The 24,520-nt window shown below is 52.0% G+C and carries 25 protein-coding genes; 21 read left to right on the top strand and 4 right to left on the bottom strand.

The genetic code is table 11. From position 1 onward, the window contains the following. Positions 1-329 precede the first annotated feature (329 nt). Positions 330-500 carry a hypothetical protein gene (locus M0651_RS19770; protein WP_248553452.1) on the top strand — a complete coding sequence of 57 codons (171 nt, stop codon included), beginning with the start codon at positions 330-332 and terminating at the stop codon, positions 498-500. 50 nt (positions 501-550) lie between these two features. On the opposite strand, the gene M0651_RS19765 is transcribed toward M0651_RS19770, so the two are convergent. Next, positions 551-991, bottom strand: coding sequence for a spore coat protein (locus M0651_RS19765; protein WP_372491021.1), 441 nt, complete (start codon positions 989-991; stop codon positions 551-553). A gap of 242 nt (positions 992-1,233) precedes the next feature. On the opposite strand from M0651_RS19765, the gene M0651_RS19760 reads away from it, so the two are divergent. Next, on the top strand, positions 1,234-1,797 hold the full coding sequence (locus M0651_RS19760) for a spore coat protein (protein ID WP_248553450.1): 564 nt from the start codon (positions 1,234-1,236) through the stop codon (positions 1,795-1,797). A gap of 90 nt (positions 1,798-1,887) precedes the next feature. On the opposite strand, the gene M0651_RS19755 is transcribed toward M0651_RS19760, so the two are convergent. After that, complete coding sequence (locus M0651_RS19755) at positions 1,888-2,709, bottom strand: arsenite methyltransferase (protein ID WP_248553449.1); 822 nt, start codon at positions 2,707-2,709, stop codon at positions 1,888-1,890. A gap of 495 nt (positions 2,710-3,204) precedes the next feature. On the opposite strand from M0651_RS19755, the gene M0651_RS19750 reads away from it, so the two are divergent. From M0651_RS19750 to M0651_RS19725, 6 genes are all read left to right on the top strand, one after another. Beyond that, positions 3,205-3,543 (top strand): ArsR/SmtB family transcription factor, encoded by a 339-nt coding sequence (locus M0651_RS19750; RefSeq protein ID WP_248553448.1) that lies wholly within the window; start codon positions 3,205-3,207, stop codon positions 3,541-3,543. Positions 3,544-3,565: 22 nt separating this feature from the next. Then, positions 3,566-4,630 (top strand): ACR3 family arsenite efflux transporter, encoded by a 1,065-nt coding sequence (gene arsB / locus M0651_RS19745; protein ID WP_282578013.1) that lies wholly within the window; start codon positions 3,566-3,568, stop codon positions 4,628-4,630. 26 nt (positions 4,631-4,656) lie between these two features. Further along, on the top strand, positions 4,657-5,082 hold the full coding sequence (arsC, locus tag M0651_RS19740) for an arsenate reductase (thioredoxin) (RefSeq protein WP_248553446.1): 426 nt from the start codon (positions 4,657-4,659) through the stop codon (positions 5,080-5,082). Beyond that, positions 5,075-5,929: an AraC family transcriptional regulator gene (locus tag M0651_RS19735; RefSeq protein ID WP_248553445.1), complete on the top strand. Its 855-nt coding sequence runs from the start codon at positions 5,075-5,077 to the stop codon at positions 5,927-5,929. Before arsC ends, M0651_RS19735 begins: the two co-directional genes overlap by 8 nt. A gap of 81 nt (positions 5,930-6,010) precedes the next feature. Beyond that, positions 6,011-7,000 (top strand): aldo/keto reductase, encoded by a 990-nt coding sequence (locus tag M0651_RS19730; RefSeq protein ID WP_248553444.1) that lies wholly within the window; start codon positions 6,011-6,013, stop codon positions 6,998-7,000. 177 nt (positions 7,001-7,177) lie between these two features. Further along, positions 7,178-8,734: an ABC-F family ATP-binding cassette domain-containing protein gene (locus M0651_RS19725; protein ID WP_248553443.1), complete on the top strand. Its 1,557-nt coding sequence runs from the start codon at positions 7,178-7,180 to the stop codon at positions 8,732-8,734. Positions 8,735-9,270: 536 nt separating this feature from the next. Here the strand turns inward: M0651_RS19725 and M0651_RS19720 are convergent. Further along, positions 9,271-10,176 carry a transposase gene (locus M0651_RS19720; RefSeq protein WP_248553442.1) on the bottom strand — a complete coding sequence of 302 codons (906 nt, stop codon included), beginning with the start codon at positions 10,174-10,176 and terminating at the stop codon, positions 9,271-9,273. A gap of 306 nt (positions 10,177-10,482) precedes the next feature. On the opposite strand from M0651_RS19720, the gene M0651_RS19715 reads away from it, so the two are divergent. Together M0651_RS19715 and M0651_RS19710 are read left to right on the top strand one after the other, a co-directional pair. Then, complete coding sequence (locus M0651_RS19715; protein WP_248553456.1) at positions 10,483-11,202, top strand: YebC/PmpR family DNA-binding transcriptional regulator; 720 nt, start codon at positions 10,483-10,485, stop codon at positions 11,200-11,202. A gap of 120 nt (positions 11,203-11,322) precedes the next feature. Then, positions 11,323-12,375: a UDP-N-acetylmuramate dehydrogenase gene (locus M0651_RS19710; RefSeq protein ID WP_248553441.1), complete on the top strand. Its 1,053-nt coding sequence runs from the start codon at positions 11,323-11,325 to the stop codon at positions 12,373-12,375. A gap of 43 nt (positions 12,376-12,418) precedes the next feature. Here M0651_RS19710 and M0651_RS19705 read toward each other — a convergent pair whose 3' ends face one another. Beyond that, positions 12,419-13,210, bottom strand: a complete 792-nt coding sequence (locus M0651_RS19705; protein WP_248553440.1) for an IclR family transcriptional regulator — start codon at positions 13,208-13,210, stop codon at positions 12,419-12,421. A 306-nt stretch (positions 13,211-13,516) separates the two neighbouring features. Between M0651_RS19705 and pxpB the strand changes: the two genes are divergently transcribed. The 11 genes from pxpB to M0651_RS19650 all read left to right on the top strand — a co-directional run bounded on the left by pxpB (position 13,517) and on the right by M0651_RS19650 (position 24,498). After that, on the top strand, positions 13,517-14,275 hold the full coding sequence (pxpB, locus tag M0651_RS19700; RefSeq protein WP_248553439.1) for a 5-oxoprolinase subunit PxpB: 759 nt from the start codon (positions 13,517-13,519) through the stop codon (positions 14,273-14,275). Further along, positions 14,272-15,285, top strand: coding sequence for a 5-oxoprolinase subunit C family protein (locus M0651_RS19695; RefSeq protein ID WP_248553438.1), 1,014 nt, complete (start codon positions 14,272-14,274; stop codon positions 15,283-15,285). Before pxpB ends, M0651_RS19695 begins: the two co-directional genes overlap by 4 nt. An 87-nt stretch (positions 15,286-15,372) precedes the next feature. Continuing rightward, positions 15,373-16,149 (top strand): ABC transporter ATP-binding protein, encoded by a 777-nt coding sequence (locus M0651_RS19690; protein WP_248553437.1) that lies wholly within the window; start codon positions 15,373-15,375, stop codon positions 16,147-16,149. Between the two features lie 15 nt (positions 16,150-16,164). After that, on the top strand, positions 16,165-16,971 hold the full coding sequence (locus M0651_RS19685; RefSeq protein ID WP_248553436.1) for an ABC transporter permease: 807 nt from the start codon (positions 16,165-16,167) through the stop codon (positions 16,969-16,971). A gap of 52 nt (positions 16,972-17,023) precedes the next feature. Next, positions 17,024-18,064 (top strand): ABC transporter substrate-binding protein, encoded by a 1,041-nt coding sequence (locus M0651_RS19680; protein WP_248553435.1) that lies wholly within the window; start codon positions 17,024-17,026, stop codon positions 18,062-18,064. Between the two features lie 99 nt (positions 18,065-18,163). Then, on the top strand, positions 18,164-19,591 hold the full coding sequence (locus M0651_RS19675) for a UbiD family decarboxylase (protein ID WP_248553434.1): 1,428 nt from the start codon (positions 18,164-18,166) through the stop codon (positions 19,589-19,591). A 131-nt stretch (positions 19,592-19,722) separates the two neighbouring features. Further along, on the top strand, positions 19,723-20,505 hold the full coding sequence (locus tag M0651_RS19670) for a LamB/YcsF family protein (protein ID WP_248553433.1): 783 nt from the start codon (positions 19,723-19,725) through the stop codon (positions 20,503-20,505). Positions 20,506-20,528: 23 nt separating this feature from the next. Then, complete coding sequence (locus M0651_RS19665) at positions 20,529-22,229, top strand: FAD-binding protein (RefSeq protein ID WP_248553432.1); 1,701 nt, start codon at positions 20,529-20,531, stop codon at positions 22,227-22,229. An 88-nt stretch (positions 22,230-22,317) separates the two neighbouring features. Further along, on the top strand, positions 22,318-22,629 hold the full coding sequence (locus M0651_RS19660) for a 2Fe-2S iron-sulfur cluster-binding protein (protein WP_248553431.1): 312 nt from the start codon (positions 22,318-22,320) through the stop codon (positions 22,627-22,629). Between the two features lie 34 nt (positions 22,630-22,663). Continuing rightward, a complete protein-coding gene (locus tag M0651_RS19655; RefSeq protein ID WP_248553430.1) occupies positions 22,664-23,512 on the top strand; it encodes an FAD binding domain-containing protein in 849 nt (282 codons plus the stop codon). A gap of 20 nt (positions 23,513-23,532) precedes the next feature. Then, positions 23,533-24,498: a substrate-binding domain-containing protein gene (locus M0651_RS19650; protein ID WP_248553429.1), complete on the top strand. Its 966-nt coding sequence runs from the start codon at positions 23,533-23,535 to the stop codon at positions 24,496-24,498. Positions 24,499-24,520: the final 22 nt, after the last annotated feature.

Here is a 24,520-nt window from a genome sequence, read left to right as displayed (position 1 = left end):
AGAGGAAAGAGCACTACCGTTGATTCGGTAGTGCTCTTTTTGTATGCAGCCTAAGGAAAAACCTGCAAAAGTGCGAGTGTTTTTTGGATCGAGGGCATCTCAGGTGTTTAGGCTCCAAAAGCCTGCACTTTTGCAGGAATTACGAATAGGCGACCCGGTAGGTTACATGAACTCCGCGACAAAATTTTGACCGTCCGGCACCCAACGGACGGATTTACCAAACATATCGCAGAACTTGCCTGCAAACGCTATTCCTGAACATATCTCTAGCAGGAAGTAAAATTACGTAACAAATATTATGTTAACTAAATTCGTCTGGAGGTCAAAACATGAGCAATAAAATCGAAGTGATCCGTGCGGATCATCAAAATTTTCTAGATAAGACTGAAGATGAAGTGAAGGAAGTCCCCGCCACTACGAATGTCAACGAGGCAGTGGAGGCCATTACGGCGCATATCAATAAATATGACGAACCCGAGGAGAAGGAACGAAAAAAATAATAGCTATGTAAAGCCAACGAAAGCCCCGCTAATACGGGGCTTTCGCATGATTACATATTTAACGCGTTGTTGGCCATTTTTACATCGTTTGCAAGCAGCTGCTCCAAATTGTAAGACGGATAAAACCCACGCTGATACATAAAGTTGAACACCTTGGCATGCAACGATATCGCCCCGAGCAGCTGTTTCTGGAAGGTATCACGAAGCTGCGGAGTGGCGGTTTCGGTGATAGCGATGGCGTAGTTACGCACAGCCGTCTTCAGAAAACCAAGCAGCGTGGCTGCTTCCACAGCCGTCATGTCCGGCGACGTGTTACGAGCCATGGTCGGAGCCATCGGATAAAATTTCAGCAATTCGCGTAAATTTTGCTCCAGCGTTTTGATCGTTTCGGCGTAAAGCGCTTTGAGGGCAGGCTCTTGAATGGTAGGCAGTTTCTTCTTGAAAACCGTTAAATGCGTAGATTGAAAAGCGACTAGCTCGTGCAACTCCATCGTTTCATGCCAGGCTAAGTGTTCATGGTTCCATGTATTATCCACAATTTCACACTCCATGGTTAGAATTAGTTCATTATATTCGCCCGGATGAAAATGGGTAATTGTCCCTGTAAAAAACCTGGCGACCTTATTTTGTGAGAGTTGGGACCGATCGCCGTCACGGAATCTGCATAGGAAACGGCGGAGGGTGCACGCTAAGGGTGGTTTGATCCATCATATCCAAGGAGGGGCATATTGATATGCATTTGGCCGCACATGAAGCGCAAGATTTAAACGAGCTGACTTTAAGCTGTGTCAATTCCATCACGAACATGGCCTGTTTTATGAATCAGGTTCAAGACCCTGAACTCAAGTCGATCCTGCAGCGACATTTTCCTCTACACATTCAAGACTATAATATGAAGGTCGAGTTTTTGAGTAAAATGGAGGGAGCCACCGGACGGCTTCCAATTCCCGATTTGACGCCGGTGCTGCAATCCTTTACGAGCGCGCCGACGGTCCCCGTTCCGGTGATGCCGAGAACGGAGGTTCAGCAATTTAATGACCGCGAAATCGCGACGGCCTATTTGCTGACATTAAAACGGGCAGGCCGCGAATATGCATGGGCAGCGATGGAAATGAGCCATCCGGAGATCCGCAGCTTCCTGGAGCATGCTTTTTGCATGAGTTCCCACCACGCTTACGATGTGTGGCAATGGATGGCGAAGAAGGGGTATTATCCGCTTGAACCGGCGCCGGCTTCAACAATGGCTACTTTAGGCACGATGTATCAAAAAGTACAGGAACCTGTAGGTGCCTTTTAACCGAAAAACCCAATAAACCTAAAGCGCAGCGGCTCGCCGATCAAGAGGAGACGCTGCGCTTTTTTTTGTGAGTGGTAGCTCGTATTGTCTCTACGCTTTGACCGCTTGAATGACGGCGGATACGAGATAATCCTCCAGCTTGATGCCGGGGATCCATTCTTTGATGAAGGTTTTCGACTCGTCCTTCGGCAGGATACTAATGTTGGTGAAACCGCTCTGGGCCAGCATTTGTTCCAATTCTGGGATGGAGGAAGCGCCGGATATGCACCCGGCATACAGGTCCTCCAGATCATTTTTGATCTCGGGAGGCAATTCCGCAGTCGTAACGACATCCGAGATGGCGAGACGCCCGCCCGGAAGCAACACGCGGTAAGCTTCCCGAAAGACCTGTTCTTTGTCAGGCGAAAGGTTGACGACGCAGTTAGAGATGATCACATCCACGGATTGATCGGCAACCGGCAAGTGTTCAATTTCGCCTAATCGGAAATCCACATTCGCAAACCCACCCTTAAGCGCGTTTTGACGGGCACGGCTAACCATTTCCGGCGTCATGTCAACCCCGATGACCTTCCCCGAATCTCCGACCTGACGCGAGGCTAGAAAGCAATCAAAACCACCGCCGCTTCCCAAATCAACGACAACTTCCCCGGGAGCCAGTTGTGCGATTGCCTGCGGGTTCCCGCAACCAAGACCTAAATTGGCGCCATCGGGCACGGCATTTAATTCTTCACCGGAATAGCCCAAGCCTGCCGAGATTTCCTTGAAATCGGTGGGTGTACTGCAGCAAGCGACGGCGTTCGGTGAGCAGCAGCTTGACTCAGCGGCCTTTGGCTCGGAAGCACTTTGAACCGCGATTTGCCGATAACGCTGGCGAACATTTTGACGGATTTCGTCATGGGTTAATTCGTTCATGTTTTTTCCTCCTTATTATGAAGTAAACTAACAGCACACGGTACAGCAAGAATCGGTTGTTACCGGACGAAGGCGAAACCATCCGCTGATTCGGGTTTGCATACGGTTCTTCGGGGGTTTGGGTACGATCCACATCCAGGCTTCGCGATTAATCCTTTGAAGTTCTGACGCTTGGAGCCTCATCAACATTTCAGCGGTATACGCTTCATTTAACACGGTCATCCCTCATTTCTTAAATTTGATGTTTGCAAATAAAAATCCCTGTGCGACTATCCGGGACAAGAGATGTGAGTGGAACAAACCAAACGAGAATAAAGCCTTGAATAACGACTTCGCTTTGGAGTTCCCAAATCCTCCCTCGCTTAATGTTATACTTTATATAATTGCAAAATGCAAACAATATTTGTGGTTTAAAAAACATATTCGTGATTGATTATATAATTATATTCAACTAAAATAAAAAGGACGACCGGCGCGAAAAAGGGGGACGATGATATGAATACGAATCAGACGATCGATGGGATGGCAGAAACGTTTAAATTGCTTGGCGATAAAACCAGGTTGACGATTTTGGCGTTGCTTAAGGAACGTGAGCTTTGCGTCTGCAATATTGTAGATTTGCTTCAAATGTCGCAGCCCAGCGTCAGCCAACATTTGCGAAAAATGAAGGCAGGGGGATTGGTTACGGAGGTTCGTCGCGGCAAGTGGACCTACTACTCCTTGAAACTAACGGAAATGCCGTATGTTGATGATTTGCTTGAATACCTGCCCTCGCAATCATTGAGGGTAAAACAGTTATTGGAATGCGAATCGGCATCTTCTTGCGACGATTAAATTTCAAATTACAAGGATGGTGATGAACTTGCCGGAAACACGAAGATTATCCTTTCTTGACCGGTACCTGACGGTTTGGATATTTGCCTCGATGGCCATTGGGCTTCTCCTCGGAAAGTTGATACCGAGTTTCTCGGAGTTCCTTTCTCGCATGCAGGTAGGAACCACTTCCATTCCAATCGCAATCGGTCTGATCGTCATGATGTATCCGCCGCTGGCTAAGGTGAAGTACGAAAAATTGGGCCGCGTATTCAAGGACTGGAAGGTGCTGATGCTATCCTTGCTGCAGAACTGGGTGATCGGACCGATTCTGATGTTCCTCCTGGCGATCTTGCTGCTTAGCGACATGCCGGAGTACATGGTGGGTTTGATCATGATCGGCCTGGCACGATGCATCGCGATGGTGCTGGTTTGGAGCGATTTGGCCAAGGGCGATCCGGAATATACCGCTGGATTGGTCGCGTTCAACTCGATTTTTCAGATATTGTTTTATTCAGTGTTTTCTTACGTGTTTATCACGATTCTCCCCGAATGGTTCGGAGTACAAGGAGCCGAAGTGAATGTATCGATGGGTGAGATCGCTCGCAGCGTATTGATTTACCTGGGAATTCCGTTTGCGGCCGGCCTGCTGTCCCGGGTGATCGGGATTCGCTGGAAAGGCAAAGAGAAATATGAACAAGGGTTTGTGCCTAAAATCGGTCCGCTAGCCCTGATCGCCTTATTGTTTACGATTGTATTGATGTTTTCCTTAAAAGCCGACCTGATCATGACCCTGCCGTTGGATGTGGTTCGCATCGCCATTCCGATGATCATCTATTTTGTGATCATGTTCCTGTTGTCGTTTTTTCTGTCCAAAAAAGCAGGCACGACTTACCCGGTAGCCACTTCGTTGTCTTTCACGGCGGCGAGCAACAATTTCGAACTGGCCATCGCCGTGGCCATCGGCGTGTTTGGTCTTGATTCCGGCGTGGCGTTTGCGGCGGTCATCGGGCCGCTCGTGGAGGTGCCTGTTTTGATTGCGCTGGTGAATGTCGCCCTGCGTTTCAAACGGAGACATTTCGACTCTGCATCCGTTAAACCTAACTAACAAACTAAAGGAGATGTTTTAAACCTATGGATAATAAAACGATTTATTTCTTGTGCACCGGCAATTCCTGCCGCAGTCAAATGGCCGAAGGCTGGGCAAAAACCTTTTTGACGGACGGGTGGGAGGTCTATAGCGCCGGGATTGAAGCGCATGGTTTGAATCCGAATGCGGTTAAGGCCATGGCAGAGGTGGGCATCGATATCTCGGGGCAAACCTCGGATCTCATCGACATGGACCGATTGAACCGAGCGGATATGGTCGTTACGCTGTGCGGAGACGCCGCGGACCGCTGTCCGATGACGCCGCCTCAGGTTCGCCGCGAGCACTGGGGATTTGACGATCCGGCAAGAGCGACGGGAACGGATGAAGAGAAGTGGGCGGTGTTCCAGCGCGTCCGCGACCAAATCGGCGAGCGCATCCGGCGTTTTGCGGATGAGGAAGGGAATGAATAGGATATTTCATTATAATCCGGACCGGCCGTTTCGCGAGCCGCCGGACTTGTATTTGTGCTATTGGGGAAAAGAAAGGTGCGCTCCGCTTCATTCTTTTGGCCCAGGCATCCGCGATATTTATAAAATCCACTTTGTTCACTCGGGGCGAGGGCGTGTAAAAGTGGAGGGGGCAACCTTCGAACTGACCGGCGGACAAGCGTTTCTCGCTTATCCCGAACGGGTGATCTTCTATCAGGCGGATCAAGCCGATCCCTGGACGTATTCCTGGATCGGCTTCTGCGGGGATCAGGTGGCGGAGATATTATACCGTACCCGGTTAACCCCGGCGACTCCCGTGTTTCCGATGGATACGCATATGATGCCGCAGTTATACGAGATGCTGAACGAAGCGGAGGAAACGGCCGCGACCCGCGATTTGCGCCTGCAAGCTTTGCTGCACGAATTCATGACGCTGCTGGTGGAACTTGTCCCCGCATCGGGACATACGGTCCCGGCTAAGGCTCAAGCGAAAGATGCGTATATTCATCGCTGTCTTGATTTCCTGCATAGTCATTATAGCGAGGAGATCACCGTCGGCCAATTGGCCGCGATCGTCGGTTTGGACCGGAAATATTTATCGACTTTGTTTAAGCGTGTCATCGGGATGCCGCCGCAGCAATATTTGTTGAATTACCGAATGGAGAAAGCCTGCGCCTTGCTGCGTAAAGGCCATTACTCCATCGCCGAAGTGGCGCGTTCGGTCGGTTACCAGGATGCCCTGTTGTTCTCCAAAATGTTCAAGAAAACGGAAGGCGTCTCCCCTACCGACTATCGCGACCGAGCCCAAAAATCAGACATCATGCCATAGGAATCATCCATGCTGATATAGGTAAGCTGTTCCTAGTACGTTATATTGGACACATACGGACTAAAGGAGGAACAAGCATTTATGTATCAAGCAGCTGACAACAGATACGAAATGATGACATATCACCGTTCGGGACGAAGCGGGTTGAAGCTTCCGGCCATCTCTCTTGGCCTGTGGCATAATTTTGGCGGCATCGATGTGCTTGAAAATGGGCGCGCCATGCTGCGCAGAGCGTTCGATTTAGGCATCACGCATTTCGACCTGGCCAACAACTACGGACCGCCGGCAGGCTCGGCGGAGGAAACGTTCGGCCGGGTGCTGCGCGAGGATCTGCGCCCTTATCGAGACGAGATGATCATTTCCACCAAAGCGGGATATTACATGTGGCCAGGGCCGTATGGGGAATGGGGTTCGAAAAAATATCTGGTCTCAAGCCTGGACCAAAGCTTGAAGCGTATGGGGCTGGAGTATGTGGATATTTTCTATCACCATCGCCCTGACCCGGATACCCCGCTGGAAGAAACGATGGCGGCGCTCGATCTTATCGTTCGGCAAGGGAAAGCGTTATATGTCGGGTTGTCCAACTATCGTCCGGAAGAGACTCGCGAGGCATCCCGGATATTGAAGCAGCTTGGCACGCCGGCGGTCATCCATCAGCCGAACTATTCCATGATGAACCGCTGGATCGAAGAGGGGCTGCAGGATGTATTGGAGAAAGAAGGCATCGGATCGATCGTATTCTCTCCGCTAGAGAAAGGGATTCTGACCGACCGCTACCTGAACGGAATCGCTCCGGATTCCCGGGCTGCCGGCCCTAGCGTGTTCCTTCGCCCGGAAGACTTGAATGAAGAACGGATTGCGAAGGTCAAGCAGCTGAACGAGCTGGCGTCCGCTCGAGGACAGAAGCTTTCGCAAATGGCATTGGCCTGGGTGCTCCGAGGCGGTAGAGTGACTTCAGCGCTGATCGGCGCCAGCAAGGTGAGCCAAATCGAGGATGCGGTTGGCGCATTGGCCAATCGATCGTTCACTCCGGAGGAGTTGCGCAAGATCGACGAGATTTTAGGATTTTAAGATATCCAGGCAGGCACCGCCCGAGAGAGCCTCGGGGCGGCGCCTTTTTTTTCTACTAAATTTCCCCGCCGTATTGAGCTTTGACCTGGTTAACCAGTATAATATGTCGAGTGTACCCTTATTCGTTTATCCGGGTGTTACCAACCATATTTCCTATAGAAAAGGTGTTAAAATTCCATGAGTATTTTAAGCGTAGAACGGCTGAGTCACGGTTTTGGGGACCGGGCCATCTTTAACGACGTGTCCTTTCGTTTGCTGAAAGGCGAACATATCGGACTGGTCGGAGCCAACGGTGAAGGCAAATCAACGTTCATGAACATTATCACGGGCAAGCTGCAGCCAGATGAAGGCAAAATCGAATGGGCCAGACGCACGCGTGTCGGCTACCTCGATCAGCATGCCGTGTTGGAGAAAGGAATGACCATCCGCGACGTGCTGCGCGGGGCCTTTCAATACCTGTTCGACTTAGAACAGGAAATGAACGACATGTACGGCCAAATGGGGGACGTGTCCCCTGAAGAGCTGGAGCAGCTGCTGGAGGACGTGGGTACGATTCAGGATACGCTGACGAATCAGGACTTTTACCTGATCGATGCGAAGATCGATGAAACGGCCCGCGGCTTGGGATTAACCGATATCGGACTTGATAAAGATGTCAATGACCTCAGCGGGGGACAACGGACGAAGGTACTGCTGGCCAAGCTGCTGCTTGAGAAACCCGACATTTTGCTGTTGGACGAACCGACGAACTATTTAGACGAACAGCATATCGAATGGCTGAAGCGGTATTTGCAGGAGTACGAGAACGCGTTTATCCTGATTTCTCACGATATCCCGTTCCTGAACAGTGTCATAAACTTGATTTATCACATGGAAAATCAGGAGCTGAATCGCTACGTCGGCGACTACGATTACTTCCAGCAGGTGTATGAAGCGAAAAAACAGCAGTTGGAATCGGCTTACAAACGCCAGCAGCAGGAAATCGCCGACCTCAAGGATTTCGTCGCACGCAACAAAGCGAGCGTGGCGACGCGCAACATGGCAATGTCACGCCAGAAGAAGCTTGACAAGATGGAAGTCATCGAGCTAGCCAAGGAGAAGCCGAAGCCGCAGTTTAATTTTAAGGATGCACGGACATCCGGCAAATTGATTTTCGAAACGACGGACCTGGTAATCGGTTACGATTCGCCATTGTCGAAACCGCTGAACCTGCGGATGGAACGCGGGCAAAAAATCGCTCTCGTCGGGGCAAACGGCATCGGGAAAACGACACTTTTGCGCAGCATCCTGGGACAAATCCCGGCGATCTCCGGCTCGGTTCATCTCGGCGACCTGCTGGAAATCGGGTATTTCGAGCAGGAAATGAAAGAGGTCAACTATAATACGTGCATCGAGGAAATTTGGAGCGAGTTCCCATCGTTCACGCAATTTGAAGTGCGTGCCGCGCTTGCCAAATGCGGCCTGACGACCAAGCATATCGAGAGTAAAATCGCCGTGCTGAGCGGGGGAGAGAAAGCGAAAGTTCGTCTGTGCAAGCTGATTAACCGGGAAACGAACTTGCTCGTGCTTGACGAACCGACGAACCATTTGGACGTTGATGCCAAGGATGAGCTGAAACGCGCGCTGCAAGCCTATAAAGGCAGCATTCTGTTGATTTCCCACGAACCGGAGTTTTACCGCGACGTCGTTACGGAGACATGGAACTGCGAATCTTGGTCGACGAAGATGCTGTAGGGCTCGTCTAGCAATCTATGGATAAGGTGCTTGCCACCGCTAAACTATTACTAAAAATGTCCTATGTTAATTCATAGGGCATTTTTTGTTTGTGGGCGGCCGATCCAACTTAGCTTTATGGCCTCTTTGCACGATTATCCCGTTTAATCAGGCGTAAGGAGTCAGAGAAATAGAAAGACAGGAAGATAGAATAACAGACAAATAGAAAGACAAAGAAAGAGAAAGACGGAAAGACAGTTTCTGAGAAGAAATTATATGGAAAAGCAATATGTCATAAGCTTTGGACTGCTTGAAGCAAGCAGAATTAATCAGAGCGCAGGGCAAAGCAGAACAGAAAAGAGCAGAACAGGGCAGAACAGGGCAGAACAGGGCAGAACAGGGCAGAACAGGGCAGAACAGGGCAGAACAGGGCAGAACAGGGCAGAACAGAGCAGAGCAGAACAGGGAAAGCTGAGCAGAACAGAGCAAACCCGAGAAGAGGTGAGCAGGGCAAGCAGGTAAGCACAGAGAAGAACCAGGCATAGCAGGCCTGCGTCTCAAGCTGCAGCCGCAAGAGGTGGATTCGGTTGGCGAGCGATTAACTGGCGGTAAGAGATCGTCCGAATTGCCATGCACATGCGCAGCAACGTAGGACTAATCGGTTCTACAGACCCGGACAGGCGAAGACGGCGTCGTACCGTATATTCGTTGAAATACGCTTGCAAATGCTTTGTTCCCAAGGCGATATAGGTGCTCTTCAGTGAATTCCACGCCTCTCTTACCACCTTTCGCAAGGGGAAATAAAGCCGAAAGACCAGGGGGGACGCCTGTACGCTCGATGTATGGACGTCAACATGCTCAGTGATAAATGCGTCGAGGTCGTGACGGCTTGCTCTTGTTCCGTCTCCTCTCTTTAGGGACAAGAGGCGGATCTTCACATGTTCAGGCTCACCTGACTCCGTTACCGTGCATCCGGCTATGACTGTCGCTGCTTTTGGATGAGGAAACTGATTACAACGGATAGGATCTCCGCCGTATTGATCTCTGTTCACCTTCACATCTCCGCTCAAAAGCTCCCGGGCGTCGAATTCTCCAAGGGTATAGCGAATTTTGTGCAGCATTAACCAGGCCGTCTTGTAGGTAACCCGAATCACCTGGCTCAATCTCATCGCCGAAATTCCGTCGGGCAGCAGAAATAATTCTAAGGCGTGAAACCACTTCAACAGAGGCAGATGCGTTCCTTCAAAAATCGTACCAACTAAAGGCGATGTTTGATGCGCGCATCTTCCACACTCGAACAAGGGAATCCGCCGTATGGTCAGGCGGGTACATCGGGTGTAAGCACAGCGCGGGCAAACGAAACCGTTTGGCCATTTCAATGCGATTACCGCTTCCATACAGGTCTGCTCACTGTGATAACGACTATTGAGAAGTTGAAGATCCGTTTCCGCAATAAACTCCATGACGCCTACCACCTTTGAATAAATGCCGTACATACGTTCGTATATTTCTATCATAGCAAACATATGTTCTTAAATCAAGATGAAGATTTTCCAAATCTGAACTGTCATTACATACCTGAATGAACGGGATAATGGTGAAAAGACGCTAGAAGGGCAAGCGGGAAAGGGAGAGGAAAGGAGAAAGGAGAAAGGAGAAAGGAGAAAGGAGAAAGGAGAAAGGAAGTAGCTATGACTCTGTCATTCATTGCCGCCAAATCAGTTGTTGGTTATAATAGTTGGGTAGATTATTTAGAAAGTGGGAAGAGTATGGGCCGCAAATGGAATAATATTAAAGAGAAGAAGGCTTCGAAAGACGCCAACACCAGTCGAATCTACGCGAAATTCGGCGTCGAAATTTATGTTGCCGCCAAGAAAGGCGAGCCGGATCCGGAATCGAACCGCGCCTTGAAAGTCGTTCTGGAACGGGCAAAAACGTACAATGTACCCAAAGCGATCATTGACCGTGCCCTCGACAAGGCGAAGGGCAGTTCGGATGAAGTATATCAAGAGCTGCGTTATGAAGGCTTCGGCCCTAACGGCTCCATGGTGATTGTAGATACATTGACGAATAACGTAAACCGTACCGCACCGGAAGTACGCTCCGCATTCAATAAGAACGGCGGAAACATGGGCGTAAGCGGATCGGTTTCTTATATGTTTGACGCAACCGCGGTCATCGGGATGGAAGATAAAACCATCGATGAAGTGTTTGAAATCCTGATGGAAGCCGATCTTGAAGTTCGTGATATTGTTGAAGAGGACGAGTCCGTGATCGTTTACGCAGAGCCGGATCAATTCCATGCCGTTCAGGAAGCGCTCAAAAACGCTGGAATTACGGAGTTTACGGTTGCCGAGTTGACGATGCTAGCGCAAAACTACGTAACGCTACCAGCGGAAACCGAAGCGCAGTTTGAGAAATTAATCGACGCTTTGGAGGACTTAGAAGACGTGCAGCAGGTGTATCATAACGTGGAATTTGCTGAGTAATTCCTCTGCTGAGGCAATATTGAAACGGGCTGATAAGAAGAACTCTTCTTTCAGCCTTTTTTTGCGCCCAACGACATAATTTACATTAATGCTTAGGAAGTAGCCAGGAAGGGGCTTATTATGACAAGCTGGAATTTGGCCGGACTGCGGACGAAACAAGCCTTGTCCCGTTATTCGACCTATGAAATCGGCGGGGAGGCCCGCTTTGTTGGAACGCCTCGATCACAAGATCAATTGCGAGAATTGCTTGAGCTGGCGTATCGTCGGGGGATCTCGCCGATTTTTTTCGGCGGGGGTTCAAATATGCTGTTTCCCGATCGGCCCGACCCGGATACTTTATTTCTTACGACCCGGGAGATGGTAGATTATAAGCTTGAAGGAGATCGGTTGTACGTTTCGGCGGGGTTGCCGATGTCCATGCTAGCCGTAATCGGATATGGCCTGGGGATCGTTGATTTTGATTTTACCTTTTTGCTACCGGGAACGGTCGGCGGTGGGATTTATATGAATGCCAAGTACTTTGATCGCCATATCAGCGATACATTGATCAATGTTCATTATATCGACTTGCAACAGCCGAGCGGGGTGCAAACCCTAAGCCGAGAGGCTTGCGGATTCGGGTATAAACAGTCCGTGTTCCAAGACAACTCCAGCAATTGGTTGATCGTCGGGGCTGAGTTTAAGCTAAGCTCGACTAACAGGAAAGCCGTGTCGTTGTTAGCAATACCGGAATTGGTTGCTCTACAGGAAGGGAAGCTGCCACCTAACCGGTTACCCGAATTTGCTTCGCATTTCATCGGTTGGATGGAAGCTAAGGAAGGCGAGAGGGCAGAGGACTCCGATTTGATTCCGATGCGAAAGATTGTTCAGGATCGCGTAGGGAAAATGCATTTTGCCTATCCTTCCTGCGGATCGGTGTTCAAAAACGATTATTCCGTTGGCGAACCAATCGGCAAACTGGCGGATCGTCTTCAATTGAGAGGTGTCCAACGGGGAAATGCTCGAATCTCGCCCGTTCACGGCAACGTGATACAAAATCTAGGAGGGGCGAATGCGGCAGATGTGATCGAGTTGATCACCCACGTACAGGACGCCTTTGATCGCCATTATGGTTTTGTTCCCGAACCGGAAGTAGTGATCATCGAAGGGAGAGCGTCATCGCTCCAGCGATGAAAACTGAAAGCCCGTCTACGGCACTGCCGGGGCGGGCCTATTTTTATAAGGGGACGGCAACCGGAATTTGCCGGGTACAACCCAATTTTCGAGAGATCTCGTTGGCTGCTTGCTGCACGTCCTTCACAAGTTCGGCGATGCGCCCCTCCTCGAATTGGACCTCTAGCCCGGCAGCGCTGAGTGCAGCGATGATTTGACCGGTGTGGTCGAAGATCGGTGCGCTGAGTTCGGCGGTGTAGTTCTCCAACTCGGAACGGCTAAAGCTGTAACCTTCCTGACGCGAACGGTCCAGGATTTGGCGCAGCTTCGTTTTGTCGGTAATTGTTCCCGTCGCGATGGGCTGTAGTTCAGTGGCAGCCAAGTACTCCTCGCGCTCAGCCTCTGGCATAAAAGCTAAGATAATGCGTGATGATGCGCCGGCATACAAAGGGGCTTTCCGACCGATTTTGGTAAACAGCCGGACCGGGTGATCCGTATCCAGCTTCTCAATATAAATGCATTCGTCGCCATCGCGTAACACCAGATGGATGGCTTCCTGAATCTCGTCTCGCAGCTGCTGCATGACCGGTAGGGCGACATGACGGATGTCCAAACGTTCTGCAACCAGATTACCGTATTGAAGAAAGAGCAACCCTAATGAGTAAGAGCCTTCCGTATCCTTTTTTAAGAAGCCCATTTCTTCTAAAGATCCGATCATGCGGAGAACCGAGGTTTTGGGAATCCCCGATAATTTGGCCATCTCGCTGATATTCAGTTTCGGGTAGGTCAGAAATAATTGGAGTAGATCCATGGATCGGACTACGGTTTTGTTCTTGTGTTTATGGATGGTTTGCACGTTATGCCTCCTGCATGGCCTCTAGTTCATTCTGTATTAGTATACAACGTATGGAAGAAAGTTGAAAACCGGTAAACGGTTACGGAAATTTATGCTTGATTTTTGTCTAATTCCGACTATAATGATCGTATATATTGGCATTCGAAATTCGGTAATTACGAACCGAAATTCGGAACATCATCATAAATCTATATTTTAGAAACTTTAAATGAAAAAATCTTGATTTTTATGGAATTCTAACTAACAATGATTTTATGAACGTGAATTCGTAATTCGGGTTTAATAGTCCGAAATTCGGATCGGAGGATGAAAATGACTTACTCGCCGTCACTCGCAGATATTCCCATCACCCCACTCGGAGATTCGGCGCTGATTGTCAAGTTCGGTGATTCGATTCAAAAAGACACACACCACAAAGTCAGACAGTTGGCAGAACATCTGGACCGGCAGCCTTTTAACTGGATGGTCGAGGTGGTTCCGACATTTACATCGGTGACAATTTACTACGATACGATGAAGCTGCTTGCAGAAAGCGTGAAACAGGGGGGTGACATTCAAGCCGAGAGCCCGTTCAAGCTGGCTGCGGAAAGCGTGTTTCAGTTGCTTCAAACACTGCGGGACGTTAATGCATCATCAGCCAGAACCGTTGAAATTCCTGTTTGTTACGGTGGGGACTTCGGGCCGGATTTAGAAACGGTGGCCTCCCGAAACGGACTCACGCCGCAAGAAGTGATCGACATCCATGGTTCAGCGGATTATCTGGTTTATATGCTTGGGTTTGCTCCTGGCTTTGCTTACTTAGGAGGGATGTCTGTGCGCATCGCGACCCCGCGGCGGGAAACTCCTCGTATATCAATTCCGGCCGGAACCGTCGGAATAGCCGGGGATCAGACTGGGGTCTACCCGATTGACACCCCGGGGGGCTGGCAATTAATCGGTAAAACTCCAATCGAGTTATTCAAGCCGCAGCAAATGCCGCCTACCTTGTTGCAAGCCGGTGATATTGTCCGCTTCTATCCGATCACCCGTGAACAATTCGAGTCATGGGAGGAGACTGTACGATGAGCCTCTTGATTGAAAAACCCGGCTTGTTGACCACGGTTCAGGATCTCGGCAGGTTTGGCGTTCAAAAGTACGGCGTGATTGTGAGCGGAGCGATGGATGCCTTCGCATTACGGATTGCGAATTTACTGGTCGGTAATGCGGAAGGAGAGGCAGGGCTTGAAATAACGTTGCTGGGCCCGGTGATCCGTTTTGAGCGAACCACCCTGATCTCACTTTGCGGCGGCGATTTATCGCCTGAATTGAACGGGGTTCCTATTCCCTTATGGAGAACGGTACTGGCGCCGAAGGGCAGTGTGCTGGCATTTGGCCCCATGAAATTGGGCTGTCGGGCTTACCTAGCGGTTGGGGGCGGCGTTGATGTTCCAGCTCGCATGAATAGCCGTTCAACCTATTTGCGGGCAGGCATCGGGGGGTATGAGGGACGGGCACTTGCGGTAGGTGACCGGCTGTCGCTGGGCGAAATGACTCCGCAGGGATCCCAAATACTCGGCTTGCTCGCCAGGGAGGCGAGCAAAGAAACCGGTGCCGTCAGCCGTTGGGCCGTATTTCCGGAGATGCTCCCGAAATATGCAGCAAATCCCATCGTGCAGCTGATTCCTGGGGAAGAATACGAGTTGTTTCAAGAACAAAGCCAACACGATTTATGGCAGGAGGAATTTGCGGTTTTACCGCAGTCCGACCGGATGGGTTACCGTTTCAAAGGCCGAGAATTGCAGTTGAATCATTCGAAAGAGATGATTTCTTCGGCCGTGACAATGGGAACTGTACAGGTACCGCCTGACGGGAACCCGATTATTTTGATGGCGGATCGCCAAACAACCGGAGGATATCCTAAAATCGGGCAAGTTGCGAGCGTGGATTTACCGTTACTAGCCCAAGCCAGCTTAGGGGCACGCGTGCGATTTCAGAAGGTCACTCTGCAAGAGGCACAGCGGCAATGGATTGAGCGGGAGACCGCGATCCAAACGCTGCGAGAGGGTCTGGAGCAACTGGAGACATCCTACCGCTAATTCTGATCGATATTTGATGGGGCGACCTGGACCGGCATGCATAAACAGACAGCAGGAATGGAAAATTCAGTATGGAGGAAATCAACTATGGAGAACAAAACCCATCCCAAACTCGAAATTCGGGATTTGCGTGTGGAGTACGAGTCCAAGGGTCAGCACACCGTCGCATTGGAAGATGTTCAGCTCAAGGTGGAAGATGGCGAGTTTGTATCCGTTGTTGGCCCAAGCGGATGCGGCAAGTCGACCTTGCTGAAGGTGGTGTCCGGGCTGCTTAAGCCGGCTGCCGGCGGAGCCTATCTGGATGGCCAAGAAATCCAAGGTGTGCCAAGCCAAGTCGGAATGGTGTTTCAGAACGATGCGTTGCTCCCTTGGAAAAGCGTCATCGACAATGTCCGGCTCCCGTTGGAGATCAAAAGCCTTTCCAAGAACGAGCAATTGACCGAAGCCAACCGACTGCTGAAAATGGTCGGACTCGAAGGCTTCGGCGCATACCATCCGAAGGAGTTGTCAGGCGGGATGCGCAAGCGGGTCGCATTGGCACGAACCTTCGCTTATGACCCAGAGATTTACTTAATGGACGAGCCATTTGGACCGCTGGACGCGCAGACCCGGGTAAAAATCGGTGAACAGTTCTTGCAGCTATGGGAAAATGTCGGAAAAAGCGTGTTATTCATCACCCACGACATCGAAGAGGCGATTGCACTATCTGACCGGGTTATCGTCATGACCTCCCGGCCGGGACGAATCAAAGCGGAATTTAAAGTGAATCTGGAACGGCCGCGTCCCTTCTACGACATCCGTTTCGATCCCAAGTTCAAAGAGCTGCAGAAGGAAATCTGGGCCCAAATGTCAGACGGGGAATAGAGAGGAGGAATCATCATGGCAACTAAAACTATAGATTCATCGGCAAGCTCTCCTTCCCCCAAGGCAGGGCGCGGGAATCGCAGCGCAGCGGTGTGGATCGGCAGATTGGTCGTATTTATCGTCATTATCGGATTATGGGAGCTGCTTTCAGGGACGGCGTTTAATTCCTTTTGGCTGAGCAAGCCGTCATTGATCCTGGCGCGAATTATTGAAATGACCGCAAATGGGGACCTATGGTTTCACATGAGCATTACCCTGCAGGAGTCCATCGTTGGGCTTCTGATCGGGATGATCGGAGGGACGTTGCTCGGGATTCTGCTTGCATTCAGCGGGATTTTTCAAAAATGGGTCTACCCTTACATCATGGCTTTGTACAGCTTGCCGCGGGTATCCCTTGCCCCTTTGTTCATCGTCTGGTTCGGAATCGGAATGACATCGAAGATCCTCATGGTTGTAGCGATGGTTATCTTCGTCGCATTCTACAATGCTTATGAAGGCGTGCGTAACATCGATAAAGACCTGATGGATATGATGAGCACGTTCAAAGCCAAATGGACGCATAAGCTCCGTTGGGTGGTGTTGCCGTCAATAACGGTCTGGATTCTGACAAGCTTGCGGCTGAATATCGGAATGGCCCTGATTGGGTCTGTAATCGCCGAATTGGTGGGCTCCAATCGAGGGCTTGGTTACTACATCACGTATTCGTCCAACATGCTGGACACGACTGGCATTTTTACAGGCTTGTGCCTCATCATGATCATTGCTGTCGTGTTAGAACAGATCATCGTGCAAGTTGAACGGCGACTGCTGAAATACCGGTAGGACTTAAGCTTCAAAAAATATAGAAGGCCAACTATTCAAGGAGGGGAATCTGATGAAAAAAACAAAAATGTTATTCGCTACGCTGCTGGTGCTGACAATCGCTTTGCTCAGCGCTTGCGGTAACAACAACGCTGCCGCACCATCGGAAAATAACGGAGGTGCCGGTAACGCGGCAACGGGAACGAATGGAGGAGAAGGCAACGCAAATCAACCGGAAAACGTGAAGATCCGCGTCGGTTTGGTCGGTGGCGGCATGACGCCAATCATCGCGCAAATCGGGATTAACGACGGCTCCTATGAGAAGGCAGGCATCACCATCGAAAAACAAAGTTTTACCTCTGGCGCCGATATGGTGCAAGCTTTGGTTGGCGGCAGCCTGGATATCGTCTTGGGCTCTTACGAGCATGTGTTGAGACAGCAAAAGAACGGTCTAGGTGTTAAAGCCTACGGCGAAATTTACAATGGCGTCGGCTATTCGCTAGTCGTGAAGAAGGACGCCCCATTCCAGTCACTTGAAGATCTGAAAGGAAAGACGCTTGCTGTAACCAAAGTGGGCAGCTTGTCCGACACGGGTCTTCGAGAAGGGCTGAAGACCGTTAACATTGACGGAGACAAAGACGTGCAAATCATCAACGGCGGCAGCGGAGCTACGATGCTGGCAGCCATCGAAAGCGGCAAGGCCGCAGGCGGCATGGTCTCGGAGCCAACGATTTCTCAAATGGTTGCAACCGGCAACTACCGTGTGTTGTATGATCCGCCGTACGATTTTGCCGGAATTACCGTCATGGCCAAAACGGATTGGGTCGACAAAAATCAAGATGCGATGAAACGGTTCCTTCAGGTCAGCAATGAAGTGAATGAACGCGTGCAGAAGGATCAGGCATCTGCGGTAGAAGCGATGCTGAAGGAGTTTGACCAGATCCCGGCCGACGTCATGGAGACTGCGGTGAAAAATCAACTGGCTAAAGTACCGGCAGGGCTGAAGGTATCTGAGGAAGGCGCGAAAAACGTCTCGAATACCCAAATCGAGGCGGGCGTCATCGAGAAGGAGATTCCGTTCGCCGATACAGTAGACCTCTCGCTGCTTCCTTAAGACATCATTCAAATCGGGTGAATTTGCGCGGATTTCCGGGTGCGATTCGCCCGATTTATTTCACGACCGACGATACTACGGAAAGAAGGCGATCCTCACATGGCCAAAGATTTAAGAACTTATCTCGGACAATTAAACCAATTCGATGCAAATAGTATTAAGCTCGTAGATACGGAGGTAGATCCGCGGTTTGGGATTACCGCCTATGCAGCGGCTCTGGCGGAGAAAGGCGATTACCCCGCCCTGTTGTTTAACAAGGTGAAGGGAGCACAGATGGCGTGCATCTCCAACTTGTTAACCTCCTACGAACGCGTCGCACTCTATTTGGGATGTGAAGTTCAAGACATACCGCGGGTATACGGCGAGAAGCTGCAGCAGCCAATCGAACCGGTGGTTGTGGAGCGCGCCGCAGCCAAAGTCAAAGAGAACGTCATCGAAGAAGTGGATGTCGATCTGGCCAAACTGCCGATTCCGGTACATAACGAGATGGACGGCGGGCCGTATTTGTCGGCTGGTGTGATGATCATCCGCGACCCGGAATCCGGGCTGATTAATGCCGGGATTTATCGTCATCAGATCTTCAACGAACGTGATATGGGCGTTTGGTTCCTTGGAGCACACCATGGCGGCCTGATCTATAAGAAGTACAAAAAGCAAGGCAAACCGGCTCCAATCGCGATTGCACTTGGGCATCATCCCGGCTTCATCATGGGCGCCGTATCCCGGGTTCAAGGCATCGGGGGCGAATATGAAGCGGCCGGCGCGTTGATGGGTGAACCGCTGGAGCTCGTGCAGGCGGACACCTCCGATTTGCTCGTGCCGGCGCATGCCGAGATCATTCTCGAAGGCGAAATTTTGCCGGATAACGACCACAGCGAGGGGCCGTTCGGTGAATGGCCGGGCCATTATCTCGGCGGAGGATCGGTGCCGACCATTCGCATCAAACGCATTACATATCGGAATCACGCCATCTTCCAGGATATTGTCGCCTCCGGACGGGAGCATTTGGTTGTAGGCGGGGTACCGCGGTCGGGCAGTATTTATCAAACGGTGAAGAAGATCGTGCCGGGACTCAAAACGGTTAACGTTCCTTTTTACAGCCGGATGAATTGTTATCTATCCATTCAGAAGGAAAAGGATGCGGATGTGAAAAAAGCGGCGTTTGCGGCGCTTAACACCGAACCGGAGAATTTGCGTCATATCGTCGTCGTAGATGAGGACATCGACGTGTTTAACGGGGAAGAGGTGGCTTGGGCGATCGGCACTCGGTTTGATGCGGAACGCGATTTGCTGATCATTCCACGCTGGAACGGTCCAGGCGGGTTATTGCCGACCAACTGGGAGTACAATGCGGAAGGCAAAAACACGCCGCGCATGTCCAGCGCCGTGATTGTCGATGCTACGAAACCGGCGCCGCCGGTCGTCTTTCCGAAACGGGCGGTTGTCCCTAAGGACAAGGTGGAACTCGCAGATCTGGCCTCGCTGCGCGAGTTGAACTCGGACGAGAAAAATAACTGGCAAATCTAAAGCATGTTAGCCTCAACCGGCCGGGGACGGATCTAAGGATCTTAACATTTCCACGGGCCGCTTGAGGCTGGCTTGTTTCTTTATTTCCGTTATAATTTACGCCATGAACTATTTGTGAGAGGAGATTCAACATGAATAACGTAGTGGATTTGAACTGTGATATGGGGGAGAGCTTTGGCGCTTATCAACTGGGCAGAGACAGCGAGGTTCTGCAATTCGTGACCTCGGCAAACATCGCTTGTGGGTTTCATGCGGGTGACCCTGCGACCATGCGCAAAACCGTCAAGTTGGCCCTGGATCACGGGGTAGCCTTGGGGGCACATCCCGGCTTGCAGGATTTGGTTGGTTTTGGACGCCGCGACATGGACTTGTCTGCACAGGAGGCTTACGACATTGTGGTTTATCAAATCGGTGCGCTTTGGGGGTTCGTACACGCGCAAGGGGCGAAGCTGCAGCACGTGAAAGCGCATGGTTCCCTTTATAATATGGCGGCTCGGAACGCCGGTTTAGCTGAGGCCATTGCCGAAGCGGTCTACAAGGTTGATCCGGAATTGATTTTGTTTGGCCTTGCGGGCAGTGAGTTGATCGAAGCCGGGCAGAAAGCCGGTTTACGTACGGCCAGCGAAGTGTTCTCCGACCGTACCTATCAATCCGACGGTTTGCTTACCTCGCGCCGGCTGCCGGACGCCTTAATCACTGATGAAGAGCAATCGGTGAAGCAGGTGATCCGTATGGTCGCTGAAGGTAAAGTATTGTCGCAACAAAACGTCGATGTGGCCATTCAAGCCGATACGATTTGCATTCATGGTGATGGCGTCCATGCGGTGGAGTTTGCCGGTAAAATCCGCAGTTCATTAACCTCTGCAGGGATTACGGTGCAATCGGCAGGGATCACGTTGGGACAACAAGCATAAGTGCTAAAGGAGGAGACAACAGGATGGGACCATTGCATTTGCAAACCGATGTGCTCGTTGTCGGTTCCGGTGCAGCCGGACTGATGGCGGCGAGAGCAGCGGCTGATGAAGGCGCACGTGTGATTTTGACCGATAAGAGCTTGATTAGCCGGGGCGGGGCCACGATTTTAGCCCAGATGACCGTGGCTGTTGCATTAGGCGAAGCAGAAGAGGATAACCCGGAGGTCCACTTCGAGGACACAATGAAAGGGAGCCGGGGATTGGCGGATCCGAACATCGTCCGCGCCGTCGTGGAACGGGGGCCGGAAGTGATCCTTGAAGCGGAAGGCTATGGCGTGAAATGGGCCCGGACGCCGGACGGTAAACGTTCGCAGGCTTTTGCTCCGGGGCATTCCAAGGCCCGCTGCGTGTATGTGGATATTTTGAATACGGGCGGCGCTACAGCAGCCGGATTAAAGAAAGCGATCTGGAAGGACGAGAAAATCCAGCGCCTCAAAAACGTGATGATCACGAAAGTCGTAGTCGAGGAAGGACGTGCGGTTGGCGCGATCGGCTTCGAGATGGAGGAGTATCGTCCCATCAGTATTGCCGCTTCGTCGGTTATTTTAGCTACGGGCGGATTGACGGAGGTCTATGAGCGGAACAGCGCGTCCGCGAACATGACCGGTGACGGATTTGTGCTGGCGGCCGAGGCGGGAGCCGAGGTGCGTGACATGGAGATGGTGCAGTTCTTTCCGATCGCTCATCTGTTTCCGCCGCTCGTCGGCATCGATCCGATTATGTGGGATCCGTTCCGCTATAAGCTGGGCGGGCGTTTGCTGAACGGGCAGATGGAAGAATTCATGGACAAGTACAACGGGGAAGTCGCCGGCAAGTATACGGCGGCACGCGACCAAACGACGCTGGCGATCTTCCGCGAGGTGGAAGCTGGCCGGGGGACGCCGCATGGCGGGGCATACCTCGACTTCACGATGGTGCCAGAGGACAAGCTGAAGGAAGCGTTTGGCCCGGTCATCGATATTTTGCGAAACCAGGGCGTCGATTTGACCAAAGATATGGTGGAAGTCGCACCAATGGCCCACTTCATGCTCGGCGGAGTTCGTGTAGATGAAGCGATGCACACGCGGGTGCCGGGATTGCTGGCGTCGGGCGAGCTGATCTACGGGATGCATGGCGCGAATCGCCTCTCTGGGAATGCCATCACGGAGGCGCTGGTAACGGGACGCATTGCCGGCGAAACGGCTGCGCGGGAAAAACGCGAGGTGCTGGATGAGGAAGTCGTGCGCCGAGCATTCAACCGGGAGATGGAGCGCTTGACGCAATTTTGGCACCCCGTACCGGTGGATCGGGATACCGCTTCGCTTCAAACGTTTAAGCGTAAGCTGCAACAGATCATGTGGAAAGGCGCCGGCCCGCTGCGTGCCGAAAGTGGCCTGAAGGAAGCTCTGGAGGATCTTCGCGCACTGCGTGAGGAGCTTGACAGCATTTCATTAGCGAAACAGGACAAATTTACTTTGTCTTTGTTCGAGAAGCTGGAAGCCGCCAATATGCTGAAGGTCAGCGAGGCGATTGTGCTTGGCGCACTGGAGAGGAAGGAGACGCGTGGCGCTCATGTGCGGCTGGACCATGACGATACCCTTACTCAGCCGTCCAGCTATAGTTATGTCTTGAATGAGGCGGGGGAATGGGAAATATCCGAAATTCAACTGCCGGTTGGCGTGTAAGTTGAACGAACGCGATCAGACGTGTTAGGAAGTCAAGTAAGTCAGGTAAGTCTGGCAAGTCGGTAACAGATGAAGGGAGACAGTTCACATGGCAGTTGTTACTTTAAACGTAGTCCGCGGCGATGCCGAAAGCGGTGCTTCCCTGGAGAAATTCGAGGTTCCGTTCCGAGACGGCATGAGCGTGCTGGATGCGATATTTTGGATCCGGGAGCATAAGGACCCGTCTTTCTCGGTACGGTATTCCTGCCGTTCCGCAAACGCCTGCAAAGAATGTTCGGCGTTTGTTGACGGGAAACCCGGTTACTTGTGCAGCATTCGCGCTGTCCCGGACAGCGAGGTTAAGATTGAGCCGCTAACCGGACGGCCGTGGATCAAGGATTTGGCGACGGCGCTGGAGTAGAGGCAACTAACTTTCACATGAAGGAGGGGCAATTATGGCCTGGCACCAGCCCCGCAGTTTAGACGAAGCGCTTGAGCAGCTTCGGGAGCGCAGTCCCCGCATCGTGTGCGGGGGAACCGATTTGTTCGTGAACGCGCAGCACAAATCGTACGAGTCGGAGCAGACCGACTGGCTCGACATCCGGCGCGTGCCGGAGCTACATTTGACCCGCCGGACCGAGGCGGGTCTTGAGATCGGCGCCGCGGTGACGGCCGCCGAGATTTGGGGCAGCGACGAGTTTCGCGTCGTGCCCGCACTGCAACAAGCCGCCCGCATCGTCGGCGGCTGGCAGATCCAAAACCGCGCATCGCTTGGCGGCAATGTGGCGAACGCCTCCCCGGCAGCCGATATGGTCGTTCCGCTCGTGGCTTACCGAGCGGAAGTCCGGCTGGCCGGGGCGGACGGCACCCGCAGCGTGCCGATCGCGGACTTCATTTCCGGGCCGAAGGCGACCCAGCTTCGCGAACGCGAGTTAATCGCGTCGCTGTTCATCCCGGCCCGGATGCTCGAGGTGCCGCAGGTGTTTCTGCGGCATGATCAGCGCGCGGCAACCGACATCTCGATCGTCTCCGTCGCCTTGCTGCTGCAAGGCAACGGGAGTGAGATCGAGTGGGGGATCGCCGCGGTTGGCGCTGCCGCGCCCAAGCCCTTCGTGCTGAGCGCAGAGGAAGAGCAGCGCTGGAGTGGCGAACTCACCGCCGCCAAGCTGGATGAGCTCAGCGACTTGTATACCCGTCGCAGCTCACCGATCACCGACGTGCGCGCCAGCGCGGATTACCGCCGCGCATTGGTCGGGACCTATATTAAACGGGCCGCGAACGCTCTGCTCGCAAACGGCCTGTAACGAGGGAAGGAGCATGACGTATGACGGGGACTAAATTGACGGTAGCGATGTCCGAAAGCGACCGCACCTTACGGCTACTCAGCGGCGCCCAAACGCTGCCCGGTTTTGAAATGGACGTGCAGCAGGAGTCGATTGAAGAAATTTTTGTGAAGCAAATTTCGCAGGCCTCCTATGACGTATCCGAGCTTTCACTCGCTTCCTACCTGATCGCGAAAGGCGGCGGAGATACGCGGTTAACGGCGATTCCGGCATTTCTGTCACGGTCGTTCCGGCATAACGCGATTTATGTGCGCTCGGACAGTCCGTACACGCATCCCTCCGAGCTAAAGGGCAAGCGGTTTGGGTTCCCGGAGTTTCAAATGACGGCAGCCGTATGGGTTCGGGGCATGTTTCGGCACGAATGGGGCATTGCCAATGAGGAGATGGAATGGTTTACGTTCCGTCCGGAGCGCGTACCTGTGGACATTCCGGCGACCTTGACGGAAGGCGATATTTTTGAGGCATTAGCCGAAGGTAAGGTGGATGCGATTATGACGGCTCGTCGGCCTCCGGCCAAGCTGTTCCCTGCTTCGGGCGAAGGCGGCGTGTTGCGCCGGTTGTTCCCCGATGTCTGGAACGTGGAGCGGGAGTATTACGGGCGCACGGGGATTTTTCCAATCATGCACTTGGTTTCACTGAAGGCGGAGACGGTCCAGCAATTCCCCAAGCTGCCTAAGCAGATGTACGAGCTCATGCGAGAGATCAAGGACGAAGGGATCGCCGGGTTGCTGGAGACGATTCGCAACGCAACCTCCAATCCTTTCGTTTGGGAATCCGCCGAGCAATCGGCCAAGCTGATGAATGGCGATATGTGGCCTTATGGTGTTGCCGCCAACTGGGCGCAAATCGAGACGTTTGTGACCTATCTGCAGGAAGACGGCCTGCTTGACCGCAGCTTCACACCGAAGCCGCAAGAGGTCTTCCATTCCTCCGTACAAAACACATAAGCTTAGCAAGGAAAGAAGGTGC

Source organism: Paenibacillus mellifer, from assembly GCF_023195895.1.
GTDB lineage: Bacteria > Bacillota > Bacilli > Paenibacillales > Paenibacillaceae > Fontibacillus > Fontibacillus mellifer.
Note: the sequence above shows the minus strand (reverse complement) of the source record. Positions and strands in the feature narration are given on the sequence as shown.

Coding starts and splice junctions, on each gene's coding strand:
- M0651_RS19675 (WP_248553434.1), top strand. CDS start 18,164: ATGGCCAAAGATTTAAGAACTTATCTCGGACAATTAAACCAATTCGAT.
- M0651_RS19685 (WP_248553436.1), top strand. CDS start 16,165: ATGGCAACTAAAACTATAGATTCATCGGCAAGCTCTCCTTCCCCCAAG.
- M0651_RS19665 (WP_248553432.1), top strand. CDS start 20,529: ATGGGACCATTGCATTTGCAAACCGATGTGCTCGTTGTCGGTTCCGGT.
- M0651_RS19655 (WP_248553430.1), top strand. CDS start 22,664: ATGGCCTGGCACCAGCCCCGCAGTTTAGACGAAGCGCTTGAGCAGCTT.
- M0651_RS19680 (WP_248553435.1), top strand. CDS start 17,024: ATGAAAAAAACAAAAATGTTATTCGCTACGCTGCTGGTGCTGACAATC.
- M0651_RS19660 (WP_248553431.1), top strand. CDS start 22,318: ATGGCAGTTGTTACTTTAAACGTAGTCCGCGGCGATGCCGAAAGCGGT.
- M0651_RS19650 (WP_248553429.1), top strand. CDS start 23,533: ATGACGGGGACTAAATTGACGGTAGCGATGTCCGAAAGCGACCGCACC.
- M0651_RS19725 (WP_248553443.1), top strand. CDS start 7,178: ATGAGTATTTTAAGCGTAGAACGGCTGAGTCACGGTTTTGGGGACCGG.
- arsB (WP_282578013.1), top strand. CDS start 3,566: ATGAACTTGCCGGAAACACGAAGATTATCCTTTCTTGACCGGTACCTG.
- M0651_RS19690 (WP_248553437.1), top strand. CDS start 15,373: ATGGAGAACAAAACCCATCCCAAACTCGAAATTCGGGATTTGCGTGTG.
- M0651_RS19755 (WP_248553449.1), bottom strand. CDS start 2,709: ATGAACGAATTAACCCATGACGAAATCCGTCAAAATGTTCGCCAGCGT.
- M0651_RS19730 (WP_248553444.1), top strand. CDS start 6,011: ATGTATCAAGCAGCTGACAACAGATACGAAATGATGACATATCACCGT.
- pxpB (WP_248553439.1), top strand. CDS start 13,517: ATGAAAATGACTTACTCGCCGTCACTCGCAGATATTCCCATCACCCCA.
- M0651_RS19715 (WP_248553456.1), top strand. CDS start 10,483: ATGGGCCGCAAATGGAATAATATTAAAGAGAAGAAGGCTTCGAAAGAC.
- M0651_RS19710 (WP_248553441.1), top strand. CDS start 11,323: ATGACAAGCTGGAATTTGGCCGGACTGCGGACGAAACAAGCCTTGTCC.
- arsC (WP_248553446.1), top strand. CDS start 4,657: ATGGATAATAAAACGATTTATTTCTTGTGCACCGGCAATTCCTGCCGC.
- M0651_RS19760 (WP_248553450.1), top strand. CDS start 1,234: ATGCATTTGGCCGCACATGAAGCGCAAGATTTAAACGAGCTGACTTTA.
- M0651_RS19670 (WP_248553433.1), top strand. CDS start 19,723: ATGAATAACGTAGTGGATTTGAACTGTGATATGGGGGAGAGCTTTGGC.
- M0651_RS19750 (WP_248553448.1), top strand. CDS start 3,205: ATGAATACGAATCAGACGATCGATGGGATGGCAGAAACGTTTAAATTG.
- M0651_RS19735 (WP_248553445.1), top strand. CDS start 5,075: ATGAATAGGATATTTCATTATAATCCGGACCGGCCGTTTCGCGAGCCG.
- M0651_RS19765 (WP_372491021.1), bottom strand. CDS start 991: ATGGAGTTGCACGAGCTAGTCGCTTTTCAATCTACGCATTTAACGGTT.
- M0651_RS19720 (WP_248553442.1), bottom strand. CDS start 10,176: ATGGAGTTTATTGCGGAAACGGATCTTCAACTTCTCAATAGTCGTTAT.
- M0651_RS19770 (WP_248553452.1), top strand. CDS start 330: ATGAGCAATAAAATCGAAGTGATCCGTGCGGATCATCAAAATTTTCTA.
- M0651_RS19695 (WP_248553438.1), top strand. CDS start 14,272: ATGAGCCTCTTGATTGAAAAACCCGGCTTGTTGACCACGGTTCAGGAT.